Origin of the sequence: Mucilaginibacter pedocola, assembly GCF_002013915.1 — a bacterium.
Lineage (GTDB): Bacteria > Bacteroidota > Bacteroidia > Sphingobacteriales > Sphingobacteriaceae > Mucilaginibacter > Mucilaginibacter pedocola.
The window spans coordinates 643,217-661,287 of record NZ_MBTF01000001.1 but is presented as its reverse complement, the minus strand read 5'-3'; the positions used below and the strand labels follow the sequence as shown (position 1 = coordinate 661,287).

Genomic DNA, 18,071 nt, shown 5'->3' with positions numbered 1-18,071 from the left:
CGTTACGACCGCGACCCCTCCCCGCCTTTGCGCTCGTCACCTCCGCGCCCCTCCCACGTGGGAGGGAGTTTTTTCTATCACATCACCAAATACTTATTCTTTATAACAAAGTAATGGTGCATCTCGTGCCCGGCTATGTGGTAAGCCAATGCACGTACTGAACCACCATCGAAGCTGCCAGTACCGATGCCTTTACGTTCTAAAGCGTCATCGGGCAATCCATTAAAAAGCGTAATAGTGGCTTTGCGCACAGCTTCGTATTCTTCAAAAATGCTATCGAGCGTTCGCTTATCAGCACCGGAGTACTTGGCGTAAACATTTTGGTCGAACCCCGGAAGTCCCTGCTTTTCTTTACGGGCGAAGCATAAAGCGCGATAAGCGTAAATGCGCTCATCATCCATAATATGTACAAGGGTTTCTTTTATGCTCCATTTGCCGGGCGCATAGCGGAAGAGCAGCTTTTCTTCGGGCAGCGAATAAACCAGGTCTTTTATCCTGAAAATATTATTCTGCAGGCACTTCAGCACCGTACCATCGGTGGGTATCAGTTTTAAATATTCGGCAGTGTTAGCGGGGTATTCTCCGGGTTGAGGGGCTGGTATAATTCTCATTGGTTTTCAATAGGTTAATTGCAAGATAAACAATGCCATTAACGTTGCCAAAAGAATTACCGAATAGATTTGACAACTTTTTAAAAGTTTTCAAATATTGAATCGCTCCTAACACTATCCACTCCTACTCCAAATAATAATGGCGGATGCTGTTCAGCCTGTCGTCCAACTCATAAACCCATGGTGTGGCGGTTGGGATATCCAGTTTGGTTACTTCCTCGTCGCTCAGGTTTTCTATGTATTGTATCAGCGCGCGCAAGCTGTTGCCATGGGCGCATATGATCACCTTTTTATCTTCGCGGATGGCGGGTACAATATGCTCGTGCCAAAAGGGTAAAACACGCGTCATGGTTTCGCTCAGGTTTTCCGTAAAGGGTAGCTCGCGGTAAGTAAGATCGCTATAGCGCAGGTAATGGCCGGGGAAGCGCTCATCACTTTCAGTTATGGCTGGCGGGTGTTCGTGCGGGTCGCGCCGCCATTTGTGTACTTGTTCTTCGCCGTATTGGGCAACGGTTTCGTCTTTGTTTAAACCTTGCAGGGCACCATAAAAGCGTTCATTCAGCCGCCACGATTTGCCTACGGGTATCCAAAGGTGCTCCAGTTCTTCCAACACAAAGTGCATAGTTTTTATGGAGCGTTTAAGTACCGAGGTAAAGCCCATATCAAAGGTGTAACCATTTTTGGCAAGCACCTGCCCTGCCCGGCGTGCTTGTTTAAAGCCTTCTTCGGATAGGTCAACGTCCGCCCAGCCGGTAAAGCGGTTCTCTTTATTATAAACACTTTCGCCGTGGCGAAGTAAAACGAGTTTCTGCATAGATAGTAGTATTAACGTGAGCGGCACAATTCGGTTTAAATATACTTGCTTTTGATGGGTTTTTAATTTAGATTGCAGGCATAAACCATTTATAAAACCTTTTAGCAAATGATCCCCACTACACCAGTAGCGGTGAAGGATGGCATTGCCAACCCTGCACCCCTTGGCCTATGCGCCTTCGGTTTAACAACCGTTTTGCTTAACATCCACAATGCCGGCTTCTACGAACTCAACACCATGATATTGGGTATGGGTATATTCTACGGCGGGCTGGCGCAGGTAATTGCCGGCGTTATCGAAGCAAAAAAGAATAATACCTTCGGGCTTACGGCATTTACCTCCTACGGCTTTTTCTGGCTATCGCTGGTGGGGCTTATTGTAATGCCAAAACTGGGTTGGGGTACCAAACCTACCGAGGGTGCTATGGTAGCTTATTTAGGCATTTGGGGCTTTTTTACCTTCTGCCTGTTCTTCGGTACGCTGAAGCTAAACCGTGCATTGCAATTTGTATTTGCATCGCTCACCATACTGTTCGCCCTGCTTGCTATTGGCGATGCTACAGGCAATAAAAGCATCACCACCTTTGCGGGCTATGAAGGCATCGTGTGCGGGCTTTCGGCTGTTTATACCGGCATCGCCGGCGTAATGAACGAAGTTTACGGCCGAGTTGTAATGCCTGTTGGCCCGGTGGAGAGTAAATAACGCTCCGTGTTATAAATGAGACGGCAATGAAGGTGGATTGATCAAAATATCAGCACCCCACTTTCATTGCCGTCGGTTTTAACCGACGCAGTGGTATGCCCTACACTACAATTGCACAGCTAAGTTAGGAACTCATTATTTTGACCGATCTTTGGGGGTAATATTTAGTGCAGCCGACGAATCCTGCTAATCATTAAATTCCTGCAAATCCTGTCAAATTCTCTACCTTTGCAGCCGTGAAAGACCTTAAAAAATACTACCTCATCCCGGCTACGCCCGAAGAAATTTATATGGCGCTTACCAACCCCATCACCATCAGGTTATGGACGGGCGAAGAAGCCGAAATGTCTACCACGCCCGGCACCGAGTTTTCGATGTGGGAAGGCAGCATTGTGGGTAAAAACCTGGAGTTTGAAGAAAACAAAAAGATAGTGCAACAATGGTATTTCGACGGGCAGCCCGAAGAATCTATCGTTACCATTAAATTGCATAAAGATAAGCAGGGCACTTCATTCGAACTGAAGCACACCAACATCCCCGACGAAGCCTACACCGATATAACCGAAGGTTGGAACGACGCCTATGTAGGTAGCTTGATCGATTTCTTCTCGGAAGGCTAAAACTTGCAAGGCTTTTAACTGCAAACAGCCCACTGCAAACTGCTATCTTTGGGGCATGATACAGCAGGCGCTCCAAAAACTCAACATTGAAAAATTAAATCCCATGCAGGAGGCTGCTATCAGCGCTGCTGAAAAAAGCGACCTGATATTGCTTTCGCCAACCGGATCGGGTAAAACGCTGGGGTTCCTGCTACCTGTACTGAATTTATTGCGCGCAGATATAGATGGCGTACAAGCTTTAGTTTTAGTACCATCGCGCGAATTAGCCTTGCAGATAGAGCAGGTATTCCGCAGCATGGGTACGGGTTTTAAGGTGAACTGCTGCTATGGCGGGCATCCCGTTAGGGTGGAGATGAAAAACCTATCGCAGCCACCAGCGCTGCTAATAGGTACGCCCGGCCGCATTGGGCACCACCTGCGCCGCGAAAGTTTCGATACAAATAACGTTACTACTTTGGTGCTGGATGAGTTCGACAAATCGCTGGAGTTTGGTTTCCAGGAAGATATGGCTTATATCATTGGGCAATTGCGCAGTATTCGTAAGCGTATCCTCACTTCGGCTACACAAATGGACGAGATACCGGGCTTTACGGGCATATACAAACCTATTAAACTAAATTATTTAAGCGATACCGAGCCAACTGCCAATCTGAAACAGAAGGTAGTAGTAGCCGAACCTGCCGATAAACTAGAAGCCCTATTTGCCCTCATCTGTAAAATTGGCGATACCCCTACCCTTGTTTTCTGCAACCATCGCGATGCGGTAGAACGTATTAGTGATGTGCTTTGGGACAACGGCCTACCTAACGATGTTTTCCACGGCGGTATGGAACAGGAAGACCGCGAGCGCGCTTTAATCAAATTCCGCAACGGCAGCCACCGTATCCTCATCACTACCGATTTAGCATCGCGCGGGCTTGATATCCCGGAAATAGAACACGTTATACATTACCAGCTCCCTCATACCGAAGAAGCCTTCACGCATCGTAACGGCCGCACAGCAAGGATGCACGCCTCGGGCACTTCCTACCTGATGCTATCGCCGGGCGAGAAGCCAACATACATTGCAGAGATGCCGGAAGTTGAAGACCTGTCGGGAGAAATTATCATTCCGCAACCTTCGCCATGGCTCACTATTTACCTCGCCGCAGGTAAAAAAGACAAAGTGAATAAAGTTGATATTGTGGGCCTGCTGCTCAAAAAAGGCGGACTGGAAAAAGACGAAGTGGGTTTGATTGAGGTATTAGATTTTTCGGCTTATGCCGCCATTAAACGCGAAAAGGCGGAGCATGTAGTGGCTTTACTGAAGAATGAAAAGTTGAAGGGAAAGAAAATCAAGATAGAGGTATCGAGGTAATGTGTTGCAGCCGTGTTGAATCCGTAAATCAATGTCCGAACAATCATATAATACCAATTGGTATTATATTTAACCAAGCATCAATACACCATACCGAACGGTATATAATGAACAATAAATGGTTTGATAAGGGTTTTATTTAGACCACTTCGCCCCTTTTGCCCTGCTCAGCATCAATCCGCCATCAATAAATTGTGTGGTGCCCGTAATATAAGCTGCATCGTCAGATGATAAAAATACAGCCAGTTTAGCAACATCCTGCACCGTGCCCGATGTTTTGGCGGGGATACGTTGTTCCAGTTGCTTTCGGTATTCCAAATCATTTACTGCTTGTTGGTTCATTGGTGTGAGTATCATGCCGGGCGCGATGTTATTTACGGTTATCTTTTTATCAGCCACTTCCATCGCCAGGGCGCGGCATAACCCGCGCAGAGCAGCTTTAGACGAACAATAATCGATCTTTCCGGGGCTCACCACTTCCTCATGTACCGAGGTGATATTGATTATGCGCCCATTACCGCCATGCTGCAAACGGTGCTTCACGAAATTTTGGCAGCACAAAAAGGTGCCGAATAAATTCACACGAACGGTTTTCTCGTATTCGGCAAAGCTCATTTCATGAATGTATTTATCCACGCTGCGCAAGCCCGCGCTATTCACCAAAATATCTATTTGGGGGAAGTGTCCTAACACTTCCCTGAACATCGCCGATGCCTGCTGTTCATCGCCAACATCCACCTTTACAATTATGCCTTTACTACCTATTGCCTCCACTTTGGCTAAAGTTTGCTGTGCAGCTATTTCATCCTGCAGGTAAGTGATAATTACGTTAGCTCCATTAAGTGCAAATTCGATAGCGATACCTTGCCCAATGCCCGATTCGGCACCGGTTACCAGCGCCGTTTTACCAGAAAGCTTTGCCATTTAAAATTGGTTATGATGAGTTGGTAATAGTAGGCAATTCCGCTGGGAAAACAGGTATGCAAAACGCAAATTCGGGATACCGGCCGCCGCGTATATTGGCGGCCGGGCCCGAATGGTTCACTGTATGGTGATATGGTTTAGGCCGAACTTGTTTGAAGTTCGACCATAGGATGCAGCGTCCACACCAATTCCATAAATTATTTTACATTTTTTTTGGAGCCTCGGGCAAGCTGAATAAATAATACTTCCTTAACGTACCTATCCGCAGCTTTTTATCTAATTAAACCTATCTTAGCAGCAAACTAAATTGAACCGATCATGAAAAAATTAGTACTACTGTTTACGGTAGTTGCATTTACCTGCACTGCCGCCTTTGCACAAATAACCCGCGAACAATCGATAGCTGAGTGGACACGCGCTAAAGCTTACACCAAAGCCTATTTAGATGCTATGCCTGCCGATGGTTATGCTTTTAAACCAACACCCGAAATGCGCAGCTTTGCACAGCAAATGCTTCACCTGGCAGATGGCGGCTACTTTTTAGTAGGCATGGCTACCGGTAAAGAAAGCCCGCTGGGAAAAAACGTTTCGGTAGAGAAAACCGTTGCGCCAACCAAAGAGGCCGTTACTAAAGCAGTAATGGACAGCTACGACTTTGCAATAGAAGCCGTAAAAGGCATGACCGACGCACAGCTTAGCGAAACCATAACCATGAACATGGGCAAAGAACTGAAAACTACCCGCGGCGCAATGTTGTTTAAAGCATTTGAGCACCAAACCCACCACCGCGGCCAAACAACTCCATACCTGCGCCTAAAAGGTGTTACACCTCCGCAGGAAATGTTGTTCTAACAAAATATTTAAGCGTATAATTATGCCGTCCTAACAAACATAGGGCGGCATTTTTGTTTAGGGGTAATGTGAGGGTCATCAGCCATAGCTAAATGCTTTACCAGCAAAATTATTTTTATCAGAAGATACATGAATATATTCCGTTCCATAAAAATTATCGTCCTGCTATCAGGTGTTGCCGTATTATTCAGCCAATGCTATAACCCCTCGGCACACCCCAGTACCGATGCGCTGGCCGAAGGCGATACCATAAACCTTGCCGATACCAGCCAACTGGCTTATGCCCCTAACCCGGCACAGCTGACGGATATGTTCGGCATAAATAGTTACGAGTGGAATTTTGAAGAGAATCCCGCAGCTAAAGACGAACGCAAGGGTATTTACGAGCCAAATATGGCGCTAATAAAAACCTTTAGTGCTATGCGGCATTACCTCAACTGGAACAAACTGGAATACACACAAGGCAATTACACCTTTAACCCTACCCGCAATGGCAATTGGGATTACGACCTGATGTACACGCGCTGCAAACAGGATAGCATTTTGGTATTGGCCTGCCTCAAAAACCTGCCCGTTTGGATGATGGAAACCTACCCCTCTACCGAGCGCGATGATGAGAATGTGCCCGCGCCATACCTATCGGACCTTAATACCCCGGCATCCTACGTTATACAGGCTCGCACTGCCTTTCAGTTTGCTGCGCGATATGGTTATAACACGGCAGTTGATACCTCATTGGTAAAGGTTGACCCGCACCCGGTTGGTGCCAAAACTAATGAAAAGAAAATAGGGCTGGGTTTAGTAAAGTACATAGAATGCGGCAACGAGAACGACCGCTGGTGGAAAGGCGAAAAGGCCAACCAAACAGCCGAGCAATATGCTGCAAATTTATCTGCTTTTTACGATGGGCATAAAGGCACCCTCGGTAAAAACGCAGGCGTAAAAACCGCCGACTCTACCATGTTAGTAGTAATGACCGGCCTGGCCACTGCCGATACCGCTTACCTGAAACGTATGGTTGCCTGGTGCAAAACCAACCGCGGTTTAAAGCCCGATGGAAGTATAAACCTATGTTTCGATGTGATCAATTACCATTTTTATGCTAACGATGGCGATATCTTCAGCCATAAAAAAGCCACTACGGGTGTTGCCCCCGAGTTATCAGCATCGGGCGCTGTTGCAGATGGCTTTGTGAAATATGCCAACAGCCTGCCCGGCAAACCAGAAGTTTGGGTTACCGAGGTTGGGTACGACCTAAACCCCGGCAGCTACCAACGCGCACCTGAAATAGGCACCAAAGGCCCCAGGCAAACGCAGGGCGATTGGATATTGCGCAGTTCGTTACTTTACCTTAGGCATGGGGTTAAAAGGCTGTTTTTTTATCAATTGTTCGATGCTTTTCCGGGTAAGGCAGAGCAATATGCAACATCCGGGTTGGCCCAAAGCCCAAAACGCCGCCCCGCTGCCGATTATATACTGCAAACCACGAAGCTTTTGCGTGGCTACCAATACAAAGGCACCATTGGCCAAAACCCGCTGATCGATAAATTTGAGAAAGATGGCAAAGTGGTATACGCTCTTACTATACCCGAGCAAACAGGTCAGGTGCGTACCTACACCTTAGATTTTGGTACCGAAACACCCATTGTGGTTTACAAACCCAAACCCGGTGCCGATAACATGGCCCAAAGTACCGTGCAAGCAATAAATGGCAAACTCACGCTGCAGCTGAGCGAAACGCCGCAGTTTTTGCAGGTGGGCGAGTAATTTAATTTTCAAAATGACTGTTATTGATATTCTCCCTGTTGAAGCCCATGACTATCTGCGGTTGATGGAACTAAGCCGCCGTACCTTTTACGATGCGTTTGAACACCAAAACAACCCAGATGACTTTGCTGCATTTGCTGCAAAAGCATTTACCGTGGAAACTTTTCAGGAACAACTTAACCACCCAGATTCGCGATTTTATTATGCCATGATAGATGGCGCACCGGCCGGATATATAAAATTAAACTACCGCGATGCCCAAACCGAATTTCGGGATGAAGATGCTCTCGAAATTGAGCGTATTTACGTTTTGCAACAACACCAGGGTAAGCAAATAGGCAAACAACTAATCGATTTTGCCATCCAAACCGCTCTTGACGCCGGGTTTAGCTATGTATGGCTTGGCGTATGGGAGCACAATGCCGGCGCCATCAGCTTCTACCGCAGCCAAGGATTCGAGGTATTCAGCAGCCACGCTTTTATGGTAGGTAATGATAAGCAAACCGACCTGCTGATGAGGAAAGAGCTGGTTTAGATGTTCAGATTTCAAATGTGCAGATGAAGCTGCTGATTTGTGAGTCCACAAGGCTCCTAATCCTGATAGTTATTGTCGCCACTTAACCCCGGCATCTGCATATCTGAAATCTGATATCTGCACATCTATTTCCCTTCCCACCCCGTATCCTTCAAAGCCGGGTCGTTCTCTTTGGCCAGGAAATCGCTATCGGATAACGAGCCTGCTTCCCATTCTAAAATAGCTTCATCGGGCACTATTTCTACAGGAACCTTCCACGAGGTGGAGGTTTCGTTGTAAGCTATATTCGACTGTAAATTATAGCAACTGATGATAGACCATCTTGGGCTATCGCTCAGGTTAGCTTCCGAACGGTGCAGCAGATTGCTGTGAAATAACAAAGCGTCGCCGGCACCCAGTTCGCAATAAACAAGTTCCATTGTTTTCAGGGCGTTCTCTACCATTACCATATCTGCCCCTACCTGCTCGCCCGAAAAGCCGTGGTTCACCCTGCCGAGTTTGTGCGAACCTGTTATTACCTGCAGGCAGCCGTTCTGTTTATTAGCGGGCGTAAGGGCAACCATTACACTCATCATTTCATCGGGGAACATAAACTGGTTTTTATACCAATAACCGTAATCCTGGTGCCACTCCCATGCGCCGCCCACCTTAGGCTCCTTTTGCATCAGTTTAGAGTGAAAATGGCAAACCGGCGAATGCTCGCCCAATAGTTGGGCTACGGGCGCTATCATCTTCTCGCTGCGGGTGAGATAGCCGAACACATCGTTCCCGGGGGTAAACCATAACGACAGGCGCGTTTTTTTGCCTGTTTGGTCGTTAAGGTCGAGCGCATGTTTGCGCATGGCATCGTCGTTCAGCGCAGTGCTGTAAAGTTTTTCAACTTCGGCTTCGCTGCAAAATTGTTTCAGTACCAAATAACCGTCGCGATGGTACTGCGCCATCTGCTCGGGGCTTAGTGCTTTGCTTTCCATAAAATTTAGCTGTAGGTTTATCCTGTGGTTGGCAGGGAAAGTAAATTTAAACAGAATATTTAATTTGGCCCGATGAAACTGTATATAAAAAACATGGTATGCAGCCGCTGCAAAATGGTGGTAAAGGCCGAAGCAGAAAAACTGGCCCTGCACCCCACTACGGTTGAATTGGGCGAACTGGATTTAGATGTCGAACCCGATAAAGCCACCATGGAAACCTTCGGCGCTAACTTGCGCAAACTCGGTTTCGAAATTATTGATAACCGCAAAAGCCGCATCATCGAGCAGATAAAAACTGCGGTTATTAACCTCATTCACCATCAACAAGAACACCCCAACACCAACCTGTCTGACTACCTGGCGGCCAAACTCAATTACGAATACGGCTACCTCAGCAGTTTATTCTCAGAAGTAGAAGGCAGCACCATCGAAAAATACGCCATCAGCCAAAAAATAGAGCGGGTAAAAGAACTGATGATGTACGATGAGCTTACCTTATCCGAAATTGCCAACCAAATGGGCTACAGCAGCGTGGCCTACCTATCGGCACAATTTAAAAAGCAAACGGGACTGACACCCTCCTTCTACAAATCACTAAAGGATAAAAAGCGCCAAAACATAGAGGACCTGTAAATCTCATAAAACTATCCTATAAATGTGTAAAGCCCGGGGCCGGTGGCCGGGGTACTTTTGTGTTATCAAAACATCAAACACAATGACACATACCTATAAAATTACCGGCATGACCTGCACCGGCTGCCTGGCCAAAGTACAAAGCCTGCTTAGCGGGGTAGAAAATATCACCAAATTAGATATCGACCTGCCCAATGGCACAGCAGCTATCAGCATGAGCAAACACGTTGCAACAAGCGAATTACAAGCTGCGCTGGCCGCCTACCCCAAATATCAATTGAGTGAGTTGCCGCATCAGCACCACGCCATAAGCTCGATGCTTGATGATGCGGAAGAAGCAAAGTCATTTTTAACGACTTACAAACCGGTGCTGCTGATATTCGGCTACGTCGGGCTGTTATCCCTGTTAATAGCAAGCTTATCGGGTACATTCAACGGCATGCTTGCCATGCGGGTATTCATGAGTGGCTTTTTCCTGGTATTTTCCTTTTTTAAGATGCTGGATCTGAATGGTTTTGCCGATAGCTATTCAACTTATGATATTGTTGCCAAAAAATTCCGAGCATGGGGATTTGTTTATGCCTTTATCGAATTAGCGTTGGGGATAGCTTTCGCGTTAAACTTTATGCCTGTGGTAACCAACGCCATTACATTCGCGGTAATGAGTATCAGCCTAATTGGCGTTTTGCAGAGCGTACTCAACAAACGCAAAATACGCTGCGCCTGCCTTGGTGCGGTTTTCAACCTGCCGATGAGCACTGTTACCATTATTGAAGATGCGCTTATGATAGCGATGAGCGGGGTAATGCTGGGGTTGATAGTATAAAGGATAATTAAAAAAGCGCCGGAAATGTGCGATTCCTTCCTTGGGGAAGGAGGAGGAAGGGGTTAGTGCCCATGCAAATTCTTTTAGCATGCGTACTAACCCCTCCCTGCATTTGCGCTCATTCCCTGCGCGCCCCTCCCCAAGGAGGGAATTTTACTTATCCCCAATTAAAATCTACCACCCTGTTATTCAGTTTCCATTTGGCCGGCCATTGGTCTGTCAACCAATCAAGCGGTTCGCCTGTGGGCTGTACTTTGGCGGCATGGGCGAAGGCTGTTTTAATGGCGGCTTTTTTATCGGCATCCAAAATATCCAGTTCGGCCGAGATGAACAGCGGCGCGCCGCTTTCTGCCAATAGTTGCAGCCATTGGCGGTTTTTATCCCAAGGCACATCTTTGGTAAGGCCCACGCAATCGCCATCGGCAGCGTAAAAAGTATTGTGGTGCGGCAGGCGGAAACCTAAAGTGTTCACGCCCATTTTTTTGGTGCGGTCCCACTCCTTGCCGCTGGTATCATCGCCGGTGCGGTTAAGTTCAAATACACCTGCCGATAGGTGGCTCATGGTATTACAGCCGATAATATACATCTCCCCTGCCGACTGGCGGATGGCAGCATAAAGCGTGTTGATGATCTCGGCGTTGGTTTTGGTCTGGTCGTAATATTTCCAGCCCGGTGCGGTGAAGCCATCCGTCATTTTAAAGCCCCAGCGGCCGAAGATATCATAGGTGCTGTAATCGTGCTTCACCATATCGTAGCCCCATTGCTGGTAAAGCTTCATGTTGCGTTTTACGCGTTCCAGAGTTTCGGGGATGGTGGGGTCGAGTATGGGTGTTTTAGCATCATCGCGGCCGGCGATCTTTGGGGCAAGCAGGCTGGTTTTATCATCTAAACGGGCTATCAGCGGTCGCGTCCACAAACCGGGGCGCATACCCAAAGCTTTTATCTCTCCGGCCATTTTGTGCATATCCTTAAACTTGTTGTTCACTATCGAAAAGTCGTCGGGTTGCTGCCAGCCATCGTCGATAACCGAGAACGGGCGGTTAGTGGTATCGCTCACCAGCGTGCTCATCAGCGTGGTTTGTGCTTTAATAGTTTCGTACGAGTTGTTGCCGTAAACCACATACCAATCGTTTATACCGTAAACAGGCTGTTTGGGCAGGCGTGGTTTTGGGCACATTACTTTACAAAAACGGGTAAGCGTAGCATAAGGGTTCTCTCCTGTCTTACTCAATGTGGTTACTATATCCGCCGCATGCAGTTTGCGCTGGCCAAGTTTTACGCCCGAGCCGCCCGAGTGGGTATCCATCGTCAGCTCTAAACTATCGGGGCTAACATTCCAGTAACAAATGGTATTACAGCCGGTTTTTACGCCGAAGGCCGCTGTTTGTTTGGCATCGTGCAGCAGCACATACCAAGGGTTACGTGCATTGGCATCGGCGGTTTTCCAGCCCAGATCACCGTAGGTACGCTCCCAGTGGTCGCCCAATACTTTCGAATATTTTTTGCTTTCGTATTTCCATTTCAGGCGTACGCCCATCAGCTCATCTTTTGGCGATGAAACATAAACCGACTGCGCGTTGCCCGCGGTCTTCAGCTCTACCCTCACATCTTTATGCGTATAGGCCGAAGCACCCGAAGGTGATAATTTTACCCATTGTCCGTTGATCTCGGTCCATGCCTCGTCGGGGTGGTTTATCAAGGCATTGCCAAAAGCATCGGCAAAAGTGAGCCTGCTATACATTACCGCTGCCATGCTGGCGGCGGATAGTTTAATAAAATTTCTGCGTAACATAGGTTTGATATAAAATAGCTGCGATAAAACTAATAATTACCCGTATAATTATAGCCGCTTAGTGTAACAAATTATTACCACAGCAATCTAAAACACAAGGAATAATAAAATTATACCGCAACAGCTATGAATTGGAAATTCTTCTCGCGCACAAAAAACGATACGCCTAAACCTAAAAAAAGCAAAACCCGCGAATGGGTTGATGCCATTTTATTCGCCCTGGTGGCCTCCACTATTATCAGGGGGCTATTATTTTCGGCATTTGCCATCCCCTCGGCCTCTATGGAAGGCAGTTTGATGACGGGCGATTACCTGTTCGTGAGCAAACTATCATACGGCGCGCGCATGCCCATGACGCCGCTTTCTATCCCCTTCCTCGAATCGACCATTTGGGGCGATACCAAAACTTATTATGACGGCTGGCAACTGGGCTACCATCGTTTGCCCGGGCTTGGCGAAGTGAAAAAAGGAGACGCCGTGGTTTTTAACTACCCTGCCGAACTTGTTGAACGCCCGGTTGATATGCGCGTACACTACATTAAACGCTGCGTTGGCCTGCCCGGCGAAACCGTAACTATTGTGAACGGACAAGTTTTCACCGATGGTAAAGCGGTTAAGAATGCACCGCAGGCACAAACTTCCTACCTGGTTACAACAAATGGAACAGCCATCAATCCGGATGTGTTAGACGAAATGCATGCGGAGGTACGCGGCTACGACGGCGTTACTTATGAAATGATATTACCTACCGATGGCGTTGCGCAGTTGAAAACATTCTCGAACGTTAAATCGGTCGTTCCCGCTAATCAAAAACCCGGCGAAGCTGATCCCCGTGTGTTCCCAAGTGATACTACCCGCTTTAAATGGAATGAGGATAACTTTGGCCCGTTGCTAATTCCTAAAAAAGGACTTACGGTAAAGCTGAACGATAGCACATTTGCAAAATACCATGTAGCTATTGAGAAATACGAGCACAACAAAATTGAGTTAAAAGGTAAGGACGTTTACGTTAACGATAAAAAAGCCGACAGCTATACCTTTAAAATGGATTACTACTGGATGATGGGCGACAACCGCCACAATTCAGAAGATTCGCGCTTTTGGGGTTTTGTACCCGAAGACCATATAGTAGGCAAAGCGGTTATCACCTGGATGAGCATTGATAGCACCAAATCATTCCTGAGCAAAATACGCTGGAGCAGGGTTTTCCGCCCGATACATAGCGTGGAGCAATAACCTTTGCGCCCCATCGACCAATACTTTTCAAATCAGCCGGAGCCCCATAAAAGTGCTCTGGCTTTTTTGCGTAACCACATTTTAGCACTGGATAGCCGCCTTACCGAAGAATGGAAATACAGCATGCCTATGTATTGCCTTAAGGGTAAGATGTTTTGCTACCTGTGGGTTCATAAAAAATACAAGCAACCCTATATTGGAATAGTAGAAGGCGGCCGCCTGAACCACCCCGATCTGCTGCAAGAGAAACGCGCAAGAATGAAAATACTGCTGATAGATGCAGAAGCGGATATACCCGTGGAAAAGGTAGACGAGATATTGAGAGCTGCGTTGGAGTTCTACAAATAGCCTTGTCATTCTGAGCGAAGCGAAGAATCTGATAGCCACAATGCAATAAACGCTATGCAAATCCGCGAATAGATGCTTCGTCCCTCAGCATGACAAATTGGCCAGGTTCATCTGCACATCTGAAATCCGCACATGTGCACATCCAAAAACTCACCCCCACATTTTTCAGCTTCGCCCCTTATTTTGTTGAAGGCTTTGTATTTTAGGGTACATTTACCCAATGGATAAAACCGAGAAACAGATATGCCTTTACAGTTCGGCCCTGCTGGCTTTGTTGCTGAACGCGGGCAAACTGCTCGCTCTGCGCGATAACGGCATCCTGGCGCGATACTGGCACTTCAACACCGCCGAGTTTATTTACCAGGTGCTGGTGCAGTTCGTGTTTTGTCACCTCGTCTTCTACCTCAACCTTCGGCACAATCGCCTTACGGTTTGGCGCGCGCAAAGCAAATATCTGCCCTACATCAGTATAAACCTGCTGTTGGGTTTAGTTTTTATGTTCTTCTTCGGCGGGCTGCAGCGCAGGGTTTTTATTGATACCAATTTCAAAAACATTTACTGGGCCACATATATGGCGCGCTTCGGGCTGGCGGTAATATTATCGGGCATTCTGATAAAAATTATCCTTTTGCTGCGCGAAGCCAAGCAGCATATACAGGAGAACGAACGCCTGAAAAACGCCTATACCGTTGCCGAACTGGAATTATTGAAAGAACAATTGAACCCGCATTTCCTGTTCAACTCGCTCAGCAGCTTATCGGGTGTGGTACGCGAGAACCCAACGCTGGCACAACAGTATATCAAGCATCTTTCTAAAGTATTCCGTTATAGCATGGTGAAACCCAACAGCAATTTAGTTACCCTTGCCGATGAGTTAGAAATGGTAAACTCCTTTGCAGAATTATTGAAAATGCGGCTGGAAGATGCTTTTGTGTTGATGGTGGATGTGGGCAAACATTATATGAGCCAGCAACTGCCGCACCTGTCGTTACAGCCTTTGTTAGAGAATGCAGCCAAACATAATGCAGCAACCTTTGCCAAACCACTAAAAGTTACCATTTACATTGAGGGCGACGACTTAGTCGTAAGCAATAACCTGCAACCCGTTGCGGCTGAAAGCAGCGGCATAGGACTTGCCAACCTGAACGAACGCTTCAGGATACTGATGGGCAGAGAAATAAGCATCAACCGAACAACTGATACCTTCGAAGTTAAACTCCCCCTGCGCTATGAGTGAATTAAGGATAGTGATAGTTGAAGATGAGGCAGCAACAGCGCGCAACCTTGCTTATACCCTGCAAAACATCGATGAGCATATAGTAGTTGTAAGTACTCTGCCCTCGGTACAGGAAGCTGTTGCTTGGTTTAATAGCAACACTGGCTACGGCCTTATTTTCATGGACATCAGCCTGGCGGATGGCATGAGCTTCGAGATATTTAAACAGGTAAAAATAACCCGCCCGGTTATTTTTGTAACCGCCTATAACGAGCATGCGCTCACGGCCTTCAAGAATAACGGCATCGATTACATCCTGAAACCTTTCGACGAAGAAGAAATAGGCGCGGCGCTGAATAAATACAAAACCCTTACTGCTGCCGTTCCATCCCCACTAACCCCTGCTTTAGAGGTAGAAAACCTGTTGGCACAATTACAAAAGTTAAGCACGCCTTACAAACGATCGTTTTTGGTACATTTCCGCGAGAAGCTGATACCTGTAGAGGCCGCAAAGATCGCCTGGTTTTACACTGCCAACGAGATCGTCTATGCCCGTACCATTGCGGACCAGCAATACATTATGGACTTTACCATGGAGCAACTGGAGCAACAACTGAACCCTGAGCAGTTCTTCCGCGCTAACCGGCAGTTCATTGTTAACCGTACAGCCATCAGCGAGGTCGATTTTTATTTCAACGGCCGCCTTTCCCTAAAAGTAAAACCCGAACCCACCGAACGCATCCTCATCAGCAAAGCCCGGGTGCCCGAGTTTAAGGGGTGGATGAACAGGTGAGTTGAAGCCCTAAGTCGTGAGTATTAAGTCGAAAGTCAGCCACTCCTAACCTTCAGACTTTTGACCTAAGACTTCCGACTTAAAACTCGCCCCCTAATTTCGCAGCTTCACCCATATTTCCGCCACCGTCCCGCTGCCCCTTCCCCACCTTTGTTCCAACAAAAAATTACGTTATGGAACATGCACATCAACTCCGGCCGTGGGTAGCGCTCTTTGTAGGCGCACTGGTTTTGGCCGAAATTATATGGAGCTGGCGGAACGATAAACACGCTTACCAGGTGAAAGAAACCTTTAGTAACCTGGCCATCTTGGCGGGTTTCCAGCTATCTAAATTCGTGTTTGCCGGCTACCAGTTGGCCATCATGAACTTTGCGGCAGCCTTTGCTCTTTGGAATATCCCGCACACCTGGTGGGGCTTTGCCATCACCTTTGTTGCTGCCGACTTTGTTTACTATTGGTTCCACCGCGCATCGCATTATTGGGAACCGCTTTGGGCCTTCCACCTCATCCATCACTCAGGACTATTCATGAATTTGACCACGGCTTACCGATTGAACTGGTTTAGCGCTTTGGTAAGCCCTTTATTTTTTGTGCCGATGGCGCTACTGGGTTTTCCGGTTGATTTTATCATTATATCGTACGTGCTTAACCTCGTTTACCAATTCTTCCTGCATACCGAGGCAATTGGAAAACTGGGCGTATTGGAGGGTTATATAGATACCCCATCGGCCCACCGCGTTCATCACGGCTGCAACCCCGAGTATATCGATAAAAACTTCGGCGGCGTGTTCATCATCTGGGACAGGCTTTTTAAAACCTACCAAGCCGAAACTGTCAAAGTAAAATACGGCATCACAACGGGTTTTATCAGCCACAACCCATTTAAACTGGTGCTCTATGGCTCATCAATCTGTTCAGGAAATCGCAGTCACAAAGCGGGCAACACTTCACCCCCTGATATTGCAGCTTCGCCCGGTTTTGAACAACCATCCTCATAAAATACCATCAAATTAGTATTAACAAACACCAAATAAAACAATACGAACATGAAAACCATCATTTTAAGTTTACTGATAGCCTTTAGCGCAGTAGTTGCGCAGGCACAAACCAGGGTAGTAGTAAGGCATCGCCCGCACCGTACGGTAGCCGTTGTACGCCCCGCCGTTATAGCACCCGTAGTAGTGGCCCGCCCCATAGCTGTAGTCAGGCCGGTGGTGGTAGCGCGCCCCGTAGTAGTGGCAAGGCCCGTTCGCCGCGTAGTAGTGGTACACTAAACACACATTCAAGATCATTCAAAAACACACAACATAAAACAACCATGAAAACAAAAACCATTACCGCATACGGAACCCGCGTTATTAAATCTATGTTAGTCCCCGCCCTTGGTTTGGCGCTTACTGTTTCATCGTGCAAAAAAGACAGCACTACAACAGCAGCCGTAACCGAAGACGAAGCCGCAGAAATTATGGTACAATCGATAGACCCGGCAAGCGGAGGGCTTGCACTGCAGACCACCGCTGCAACAACTATTACCGTTACCAGCAGCGGCAGCAGCAAATGTGGTATTGCAAAGGATAGCACCATTACCGGCTCGGGCGGCACTTCAACACGCAGCTACACCTATAACCTCAACTGGCACCGCCTGCTTACCTGCGGCACGGGCAGTATTCCTTCTAAACTCGATTTCTCGTTCACCGGCGCAAGCACTTATGTGGCGCCCAGAATGTCATCCAACGATAACTCAACGGGTGCATTTACCGTTACGGGCTTAGAATTGGCCAGCAGCGAATACATCGTAAACCAAACTTACACCCGCAACGGCACCCAACAGTCAAAGGTGCGCAACAATCGTAATTTTACCAGCACGGTAAACATAACTACCACCAACGTAAAGGTTAGTAAAGTAAGCCAGCAGATAACATCGGGCACCGGCACTATTGCCGTAACGGGCACCGCTTCCACCGGCGAATCGTTCAGCTTTAGCGGCACCATTACCTTCCTTGGCGGCCAAAAAGCAACCATTGTTTTAAGCACGGGCACCACCTTTAATGTACAATGGTAAAACGCTAAATTG

At 47.4% G+C, this 18,071-nt stretch carries 20 protein-coding genes; 15 read left to right on the top strand and 5 right to left on the bottom strand.

Annotation, left to right across the window (positions count from 1 at the left end; all coding sequences use genetic code 11):
- Window positions 1-77: 77 nt before the first annotated feature.
- Window positions 78-611, bottom strand: coding sequence for a DinB family protein (locus tag BC343_RS02925; RefSeq protein ID WP_078346209.1), 534 nt, complete (start codon window positions 609-611; stop codon window positions 78-80).
- Between the two features lie 124 nt (window positions 612-735).
- The gene (gene gpmA / locus BC343_RS02920) at window positions 736-1,425 is read right to left on the bottom strand and encodes a 2,3-diphosphoglycerate-dependent phosphoglycerate mutase (protein ID WP_078346491.1); all 690 of its coding nucleotides are present in this window, start codon (window positions 1,423-1,425) and stop codon (window positions 736-738) included.
- 108 nt (window positions 1,426-1,533) lie between these two features.
- On the opposite strand from gpmA, the gene BC343_RS02915 reads away from it, so the two are divergent.
- The 3 genes from BC343_RS02915 to BC343_RS02905 all read left to right on the top strand — a co-directional run bounded on the left by BC343_RS02915 (window position 1,534) and on the right by BC343_RS02905 (window position 4,104).
- On the top strand, window positions 1,534-2,127 hold the full coding sequence (locus BC343_RS02915; RefSeq protein WP_078346208.1) for an acetate uptake transporter: 594 nt from the start codon (window positions 1,534-1,536) through the stop codon (window positions 2,125-2,127).
- Window positions 2,128-2,363: 236 nt separating this feature from the next.
- Window positions 2,364-2,747 carry an SRPBCC domain-containing protein gene (locus BC343_RS02910; protein ID WP_078346207.1) on the top strand — a complete coding sequence of 128 codons (384 nt, stop codon included), beginning with the start codon at window positions 2,364-2,366 and terminating at the stop codon, window positions 2,745-2,747.
- Window positions 2,748-2,802: 55 nt separating this feature from the next.
- Entirely contained in the window at window positions 2,803-4,104 is a 1,302-nt protein-coding gene (locus BC343_RS02905; RefSeq protein ID WP_078346206.1) for a DEAD/DEAH box helicase, read from the top strand.
- Between the two features lie 135 nt (window positions 4,105-4,239).
- On the opposite strand, the gene BC343_RS02900 is transcribed toward BC343_RS02905, so the two are convergent.
- Window positions 4,240-5,028: an SDR family NAD(P)-dependent oxidoreductase gene (locus BC343_RS02900; protein ID WP_078346205.1), complete on the bottom strand. Its 789-nt coding sequence runs from the start codon at window positions 5,026-5,028 to the stop codon at window positions 4,240-4,242.
- Between the two features lie 318 nt (window positions 5,029-5,346).
- On the opposite strand from BC343_RS02900, the gene BC343_RS02895 reads away from it, so the two are divergent.
- The 3 genes from BC343_RS02895 to BC343_RS02885 all read left to right on the top strand — a co-directional run bounded on the left by BC343_RS02895 (window position 5,347) and on the right by BC343_RS02885 (window position 8,182).
- Window positions 5,347-5,880, top strand: coding sequence for a DinB family protein (locus BC343_RS02895; protein ID WP_078346204.1), 534 nt, complete (start codon window positions 5,347-5,349; stop codon window positions 5,878-5,880).
- A gap of 129 nt (window positions 5,881-6,009) precedes the next feature.
- On the top strand, window positions 6,010-7,647 hold the full coding sequence (locus BC343_RS02890) for a hypothetical protein (protein ID WP_078346203.1): 1,638 nt from the start codon (window positions 6,010-6,012) through the stop codon (window positions 7,645-7,647).
- Between the two features lie 13 nt (window positions 7,648-7,660).
- Window positions 7,661-8,182, top strand: coding sequence for a GNAT family N-acetyltransferase (locus BC343_RS02885; protein WP_078346202.1), 522 nt, complete (start codon window positions 7,661-7,663; stop codon window positions 8,180-8,182).
- A gap of 125 nt (window positions 8,183-8,307) precedes the next feature.
- On the opposite strand, the gene BC343_RS02880 is transcribed toward BC343_RS02885, so the two are convergent.
- Window positions 8,308-9,153 (bottom strand): phytanoyl-CoA dioxygenase family protein, encoded by an 846-nt coding sequence (locus BC343_RS02880; RefSeq protein ID WP_078346201.1) that lies wholly within the window; start codon window positions 9,151-9,153, stop codon window positions 8,308-8,310.
- A gap of 72 nt (window positions 9,154-9,225) precedes the next feature.
- Between BC343_RS02880 and BC343_RS02875 the strand changes: the two genes are divergently transcribed.
- Together BC343_RS02875 and BC343_RS02870 are read left to right on the top strand one after the other, a co-directional pair.
- Window positions 9,226-9,786, top strand: coding sequence for a helix-turn-helix domain-containing protein (locus tag BC343_RS02875; protein ID WP_078346200.1), 561 nt, complete (start codon window positions 9,226-9,228; stop codon window positions 9,784-9,786).
- A gap of 82 nt (window positions 9,787-9,868) precedes the next feature.
- Window positions 9,869-10,612 (top strand): heavy-metal-associated domain-containing protein, encoded by a 744-nt coding sequence (locus tag BC343_RS02870; RefSeq protein ID WP_078346199.1) that lies wholly within the window; start codon window positions 9,869-9,871, stop codon window positions 10,610-10,612.
- Window positions 10,613-10,769: 157 nt separating this feature from the next.
- On the opposite strand, the gene BC343_RS02865 is transcribed toward BC343_RS02870, so the two are convergent.
- On the bottom strand, window positions 10,770-12,404 hold the full coding sequence (locus tag BC343_RS02865) for an alpha-amylase family protein (protein ID WP_078346198.1): 1,635 nt from the start codon (window positions 12,402-12,404) through the stop codon (window positions 10,770-10,772).
- A 126-nt stretch (window positions 12,405-12,530) separates the two neighbouring features.
- Between BC343_RS02865 and lepB the strand changes: the two genes are divergently transcribed.
- From lepB to BC343_RS02830, 7 genes are all read left to right on the top strand, one after another.
- Window positions 12,531-13,640, top strand: a complete 1,110-nt coding sequence (gene lepB / locus BC343_RS02860) for a signal peptidase I (RefSeq protein WP_078346197.1) — start codon at window positions 12,531-12,533, stop codon at window positions 13,638-13,640.
- A gap of 3 nt (window positions 13,641-13,643) precedes the next feature.
- Window positions 13,644-13,988: a DUF1801 domain-containing protein gene (locus BC343_RS02855; protein ID WP_078346196.1), complete on the top strand. Its 345-nt coding sequence runs from the start codon at window positions 13,644-13,646 to the stop codon at window positions 13,986-13,988.
- 220 nt (window positions 13,989-14,208) lie between these two features.
- Window positions 14,209-15,225 carry a sensor histidine kinase gene (locus BC343_RS02850; protein ID WP_078346195.1) on the top strand — a complete coding sequence of 339 codons (1,017 nt, stop codon included), beginning with the start codon at window positions 14,209-14,211 and terminating at the stop codon, window positions 15,223-15,225.
- On the top strand, window positions 15,218-15,997 hold the full coding sequence (locus BC343_RS02845) for a LytR/AlgR family response regulator transcription factor (protein ID WP_078346194.1): 780 nt from the start codon (window positions 15,218-15,220) through the stop codon (window positions 15,995-15,997). Before BC343_RS02850 ends, BC343_RS02845 begins: the two co-directional genes overlap by 8 nt.
- Before the next feature lie 173 nt (window positions 15,998-16,170).
- Entirely contained in the window at window positions 16,171-16,995 is an 825-nt protein-coding gene (locus tag BC343_RS02840; RefSeq protein WP_078346193.1) for a sterol desaturase family protein, read from the top strand.
- A gap of 48 nt (window positions 16,996-17,043) precedes the next feature.
- Window positions 17,044-17,271, top strand: coding sequence for a hypothetical protein (locus BC343_RS02835; RefSeq protein WP_078346192.1), 228 nt, complete (start codon window positions 17,044-17,046; stop codon window positions 17,269-17,271).
- A gap of 44 nt (window positions 17,272-17,315) precedes the next feature.
- The gene (locus BC343_RS02830; protein WP_078346191.1) at window positions 17,316-18,059 is read left to right on the top strand and encodes a hypothetical protein; all 744 of its coding nucleotides are present in this window, start codon (window positions 17,316-17,318) and stop codon (window positions 18,057-18,059) included.
- The last annotated feature ends 12 nt before the right edge of the window (window positions 18,060-18,071 follow it).